At 66.3% G+C, this 6743-nt stretch carries 1 protein-coding gene; it reads left to right on the top strand.

The window, feature by feature from the left end:
* Positions 1 to 6743, top strand: a 6743-nt coding sequence (locus AB0M74_RS35060; protein ID WP_366530609.1) for an amino acid adenylation domain-containing protein, incomplete at both ends; no start/stop codon positions are given.

Below are 6743 nucleotides of genomic sequence, written 5' to 3'. Positions count from 1 at the left end.
AATGCTGCGCCGGATGCCGTGTCGTTGGCGTTGCGGTATGTGGTGTTCGGTGGCGAGGCGCTGGAGTTGCGGCGTTTGTCGGATTGGGTGGCCCGCCACGGTGATTCGTCGCCTGTGCTGGTCAACATGTATGGCATCACCGAGACCACCGTGCACGTGTCCTACCGTGCGCTGGACGTGGCGACCATCGCTGCCGCCTCCGGCAGTCTCGTCGGTCGCGCTATTGCGGGCTTGAGCGTCTATGTGCTCGACAATCGGTTGCGGCCGGTTCCGGTCGGTGTCGCGGGTGAAATGTATGTCGCGGGACCGCAATTGGCTCGTGGTTACCTCGGGCGTCCGGATCTGACGACGGCGCGGTTCGTGGCGAACCCGCTCGCTGATGCCGACTCTGCGGGTTCGCGCTTGTACCGTTCCGGTGACTTGGCGCGCTGGAACCGCAATGGCGAGTTGGAGTATCTTGGTCGTGCCGATGATCAGGTGAAGGTTCGCGGTTTCCGTATCGAACTGGGCGAGATCGAGTCCGCGGTGCTGGCGCAGCCGGGCATTGCTCAGGCGGCGGTTGTCGTGCGGGAGGACCAGCCGGGCGATCAGCGGATCGTGGCCTACGTCGTGGCTGATCCGGACTCCACACCGAACGTCGAGACGATCCGTGACGCGGCGACCCAGCTGCTGCCGTCGTATATGGTGCCCGCGTCGTTCGTGGTGCTGGAACGGATTCCGTTGACGGTCAACGGCAAGCTGGACCGGCGCGCACTGCCCGCTCCCGAGGTGCGGGCCAAGGCGTTCCGCGCGCCGGTCACCCCGGTCGAGGAAATCGTGGCCGCGGTGTTCGCCGAGGTGCTCGATCTGGATCGGGTCGGCGTGGACGACGATTTCTTCGATCTGGGTGGTAACTCGCTCATCGCGACCAGGGTGGTGTCGCGGATCGGGGCGGCGCTCGGGACGACGGTCCCGGTGCGCGCACTGTTCGAGGCGCCGTCGGTGGAAGCACTCGCCGCACGCGTGGGAACTCGGGTCGACCCGGTTCGCCGCGCGGAGCTCGTCGCTGGTCCGCGACCGGAGCAGATTCCGCTGTCGCTGGCCCAGCAACGGATGTGGTTCCTCAATCGGTTCGACAACCAGACCGCGATCAACAACATCCCGCTCGCGGTCCGCTTGACCGGCGCCCTCGACGTCGATGCGCTGCGCCGCGCGGTCACCGACGTGGTGGACCGGCACGAGGTGCTGCGCACCGTATATCCGGAGACCGCGGACGGCCAGGGCGTCCAGGTCGTGCTGTCGCCCGGAGCGCACCTGTCCGACCTGACGGCGGTCGAGGTGACCGAGGCCGAGATCGCTGGTCGCATTCGTGAGCTGGTGTCGACCGGATTCGATGTCACGACCGAAGTTCCGGTCCGTGCCAGGCTGTTCCGCATCGCAGGCTCGATGGACGGCTCGCAACCCGACACCCATGTGCTCGTCTTCGTTGTGCACCACATCTCGGGCGACGGCTGGTCGGTGGGTCCGCTGGCCCGCGACGTGATGATCGCCTACACGGCACGCTCGCGCGGCGAGGTGCCCGGCTGGGCGCCGCTGCCCGTGCAGTACGCCGATTTCACGCTGTGGCAGCGGAAAACGCTCGGCTCCGAAGACGATGCGGCGTCGTTGATCTCGCAGCAGGTCGAGTTCTGGTCCAAGAGTCTGGCAGGCCTGCCCGATCAGCTGGATCTGCCGTCGGACCGTTCCCGTCCGGCCATCGCGTCGAACCGCGGTGGCTTGTACGAGTTCACGCTCGACGCGCAGTTGTTGACCGGGCTGAACGCGCTGGCCCGGGCACAGGGTGCGAGCTTGTTCATGGTGGTGCACGCGGCCTTCGCGGCCTTGCTCGCACGCCTGTCCGGCACCGACGACATCGCCGTCGGCACCGCAATCGCGGGCCGTGGCGAGGCCGCGCTCGATGACGCGATCGGCATGTTCGTCAACACGCTGGTGCTGCGTACGTTGGTCGACGGTGCCGAGTCGTTCGCCGATCTGACGGCGCGCACCAGGGAAACCGATCTGGCCGCCTTCAGCCATGCGGACCTGCCGTTCGAGCGGCTGGTCGAGATCCTTCGACCGGTTCGTTCGCAGGCACGCCACCCGTTGTTCCAGGTCATGCTGTCGTTCCAGAACACCGGGCAGGCGTCCTTCGAGCTGCCGGGTCTCGATGTCGCGGGTGTCCCGCTCGAGGTGGTGACCGCCAAGTGGGATCTGCACCTGAACCTGACCGATCGATTCGACTCGGACGGCTCCGCCGACGGCATGACCGCGGAGTTCGCCTATGCGACGGACATGTTCGACGCGAGCACCATCGAAAGCGCGGCGCGACGACTGGTTCGCCTGCTGAACGCGGTGGTAGCCGATCCGACCGTCCCGGTCGGTGATATCGACCTCTTGGACGTGCCCGAGCACACCCAGGTGATCGAGCGGTGGAACGACACGAACTACGACGTCGTCACGACGTTGGGCGCGAGTGCCTCAGGCGACGCGGCGGCGACGCTGGTGTCGATGTTCCAGGCGCAGGCCGCCAGGACCCCGAAGGCGACCGCGCTGACCTTCGAGGGGACAAGTCTGTCCTATGCCGAGTTCTCGGCTCGGGTGAATCGTCTTGCCCGACATTTGATCTCGCAGGGCGTCGGACCGGACACGATCGTCGCGCTCGGTATGCGCCGTTCCCTCGAACTGGTGGTCGGCATGTACGCGGTGAGCGTCGCGGGCGGCGCCTATCTGCCGCTCGACCCGGATCATCCGGCCGACCGCACCGGCTACGTGCTCGAGACCGCCGATCCGGTCTGCGTGCTGACAACCGCCGATGACCGCGTCGACGCCGGGACCAGGGTGTCGATCGAGATCGATGGACTGGATCTGTCGACCTACTCGGATGCCACGGTGACCGATGCCGAACGGCGAGCACCGTTGCGCCCGTCCAACATCGCGTACGTCATCTTCACCTCCGGTTCGACCGGTCGCCCGAAGGGCGTGGCCGTATCGCATGCCGCGATTGTCAACCGGTTGGTGTGGATGCAGGCCGAGTACGGCCTCGATCGCGGCGATGTGGTGCTGCAGAAGACGCCCGCGACCTTCGACGTATCGGTCTGGGAATTCTTCTGGCCGTTGCAGGTCGGTGCGCGACTTGTCGTCGCCAAGCCCGACGGTCACCGCGATCCGGTGTATCTGGCCCGAGTGATCGCCGCAGAACATGTCAGCACCGTGCACTTCGTGCCGTCGATGCTGTCGGTGTTCGTGGAGGACGACCGCGCGGTCGATTGCGTGGACCTGCGCAATGTCTTCACCTCCGGTGAGGCGCTGCCCGCGGTGACCGCGCAGCGTCTGCGTGAGCTGACCGGTGTCTGGTTGCACAACCTGTACGGCCCGACCGAGGCCGCCGTCGACGTGACCTTCCACGAGGTCACCGATGCCGACACCGTGTCGGTGCCGATCGGCGCTCCGGTGTTCAACACCCAGGTGTATGTGCTCGATTCGCGTCTGCACCCGGTTCCGGTGGGTGTCGCGGGTGAGCTGTATCTCGCGGGCGAGCAGTTGGCCCGAGGCTATGTGGGGCGTGCCGGCCTGACCGCGGACCGTTTTGTGGCCAACCCGTTCGACGCCGATGGCGCCCGCATGTACCGCACCGGTGACCTGGTTGCCTGGACCGCGAACGGCGAGCTGGATTACCTGGGCCGCACCGACTTCCAGGTCAAACTGCGCGGTCTGCGCATCGAGCTCGGCGAGATCGAATCCGCGCTGACGGTGCTGGAGTCGATCGCGCAGTCGGTCGTGACGGTTCGCTCCGATGACCGCCTCGGTGATCAGTTGGTGGCGTATGTGATCGCCACCGTGGGACATTCGGTGCATATCGACGACGTTCGCGCAGAACTCGGCGGCAAGCTGCCCGCCTACATGGTGCCCTCGGCGTTCGTGGTGCTCGATGAGTTCCCGCTCAACGCCTCGGGCAAGCTCGACCGCAAGGCGCTGCCCGCCCCGGTCTTCGAGGCGAAGGTGTTCCGTGCACCGTCCACCCCGATCGAGGAGATCGTGGCCGGTGTGTTCACCGATGTACTCGGTGTGGCACGGGTCGGTCTGGACGACGATTTCTTCGAACTCGGCGGTAATTCGCTGCTGGCCACCCAGGTGACCGCACGTATCGGCGCCGCGCTGGACACGCAGCTCACGGTCCGTGACCTGTTCGAGGCATCGACCGTCGGCGCGTTGGCCACCAGGGCCGAGCACAATGCCGGATCCGGCCGGACCCGGCCGCGACTGGTGGCAAGTGAGCGGCCCGCGATGGTTCCGCTCTCACCCGCGCAGCAGCGGTACTGGTTCCTCAACCAGTTCGACACGGCCACCTCGGCGGTGGACAACATTCCGCTGGCCGTGCGGCTGTCGGGCGCGCTGGACGTGGCCGCGCTCGAGCACGCGATGGCTGATGTGTTCGCCCGTCACGAGGTGCTGCGGACTACCTACCCGAGCTCGGTCGACGGCCCGCACCAGGTGATCCTGCCCGTGGCACAGACCGCGCCCACGCTGACCGTGGTCGAACTCGACGTGGCCGATCTGATCGGTACGGTCATCGATTTCGCGCTCACCACCTTCGATGTCACCGTGGAGGTGCCGTTGAAGGTCGGGCTGTTCCGGATTGCCGCCGACGACCACGTGATGGCTTTCACCGTGCACCACGTGGCCGCCGACGGCTACTCGATGGGCCCGCTGGCCCGCGACGTGATGGCCGCGTACGTGGCCAGGGCACAGGGCGAGGTGCCGCAGTGGCTTCCGCTGCCGGTGCAATACGCCGATTACGCGCTGTGGCAGCGGGCGGTGCTCGGTTCCGAAGAAGACCCGGAATCGCTGGCCGCCAAGCAGGCCGCCTACTGGCAGGCCACGCTGGCCGGTCTGCCGGATCAGCTGGAGATACCTACCGACCGTCCCCGTCCGCCCGCACAGTCGTTCCAAGGTAAGGCGATTCGCTTCGAGATCTCGCCGGACCGGCATGTGCGCCTGCGGGAGCTGGCGCGGGCCAACAATGCGTCGCTGTTCATGGTTGTGCACGCGGCGTTGACGGTGCTGCTGGCCCGGCTGTCCGGGACCGACGACATCGCCGTCGGTACTCCGATCGCCGGCCGTGGTGAGCGCGAACTCGATGATTTGATCGGCATGTTCGTCAATACCTTGGTGTTCCGAACCAAGGTCGATGGCGGTAAGCCGTTCAGTGCGCTGCTCGCGGATGTGCGGGAGCGAGATCTGGAGGCGTTCGCGCATGCGGATGTGCCGTTCGAGCGGCTGGTCGAGCTGCTCAACCCGGTGCGCTCCACGGCGCGTAACCCGCTGTTCCAGGTGGGTCTGTCGTTCCAGAACCTCGCCGAGACCACACTCGAACTGCCCGGGTTGACCGCCAGCGCGGTCGATTTCGAATTGCAGATGGCCAAGACCGATCTGCAGGTGACCCTGTACGACCGGTACGCCGAAGATGGAACCCCGGCCGCGATCGTCACCGAGTTCGGTTACGCCATCGATTTGTTCGATGAGGCGACAGTTCAGGGTTTCGCTGACCGTTTCGTCGTGGTACTCGACGCGATCATCGCCGACGCCACGATGCCGGTGGGTGAGATCGACCTGCTGGCGCCCGCGGAGCGGGAACGCATCGTCCTCGACTGGAACGACACCGCGCACGAGGTGGCGCCGGAGTTGTTGCTCGATGGTTACCGGCGGACCGCTGCGGCGTATCCGGATGCGGTGGCGGTGTCCTACGAGGGTGCCGAGCTGACCTACCGGGAATTCGACGAGCGGGTGAACAAGCTTGCGCGCCTGTTGATTTCGCAGGGTGTCGGCGCGGAGTCGTTGGTCGGTCTTGCGGTTCGGCGTTCGCTCGATCTGGTTGTCGGTATGTATGCGATCGTGACCGCGGGTGGTGCGTATGTGCCGTTGGATCCCGATCACCCGGCCGAGCGCATCGCCCATATCCTCGACACCGCGCGTCCGGTGTGCGTGGTCACCACCAGCGCCGATGCTGTTGCGGTGCAGGACGATACGCCGGTGCTGCACCTGGACACGGTCGACCTTTCCGCATTCGCGGGTGATCCGGTGCGGCCGGCAGAGCTGCTGTGCCCGGTGTCGCAGGACACTCCCGCGTATGTGATCTTCACGTCGGGTTCGACGGGCCGCCCCAAGGGTGTCGCGGTTTCGCACGCGGCGATCAACAACCAGATCGAGTGGATGCTCGCGCAGTACCCGCTCGGTTCGGATGATGTGTACCTGCAGAAGACCGCGACGACGTTCGATGTCTCGCTGTGGGGCTACTTCATGCCGCTGCGTGCCGGCGCGAAGCTGGTCGTCGCCACGCACGATGGTCATCGGGATCCGGTGTACGTGGCGGAGATGATCGCGACCCATCGGGTGACCGTGACCGACTTCGTGCCGTCGATGTTGGCCGTGTTCGCCGCGCACACCGCGGCCGACGCACTCCCGACACTGCGGGATGTGTTCGTGATCGGTGAGGCGCTGCCGCCGGAGACGGTGACCGCATGGCGCACCGTTTCCGATGCCCCACTCCATAACCTCTACGGTCCGACCGAGGCCGCGGTCTCGGTGACGTATTGGCAGGCAGCGGCAGCGGACCGGTTGACGGTGCCGATTGGTTTGCCGCAGTGGAACACTCAGGTGTATGTGCTGGATTCGCGGTTGCGTCCGGTGCCTGCGGGTGTCGCGGGTGAGTTGTATCTTGCGGGTGG

The sequence above is a fragment of the Nocardia sp. NPDC051463 genome, from assembly GCF_040681975.1.
GTDB lineage: Bacteria > Actinomycetota > Actinomycetes > Mycobacteriales > Mycobacteriaceae > Nocardia.
The sequence above is the reverse complement of the archived record's forward strand: the minus strand, read 5'-3'. Positions and strand labels throughout refer to the sequence as shown.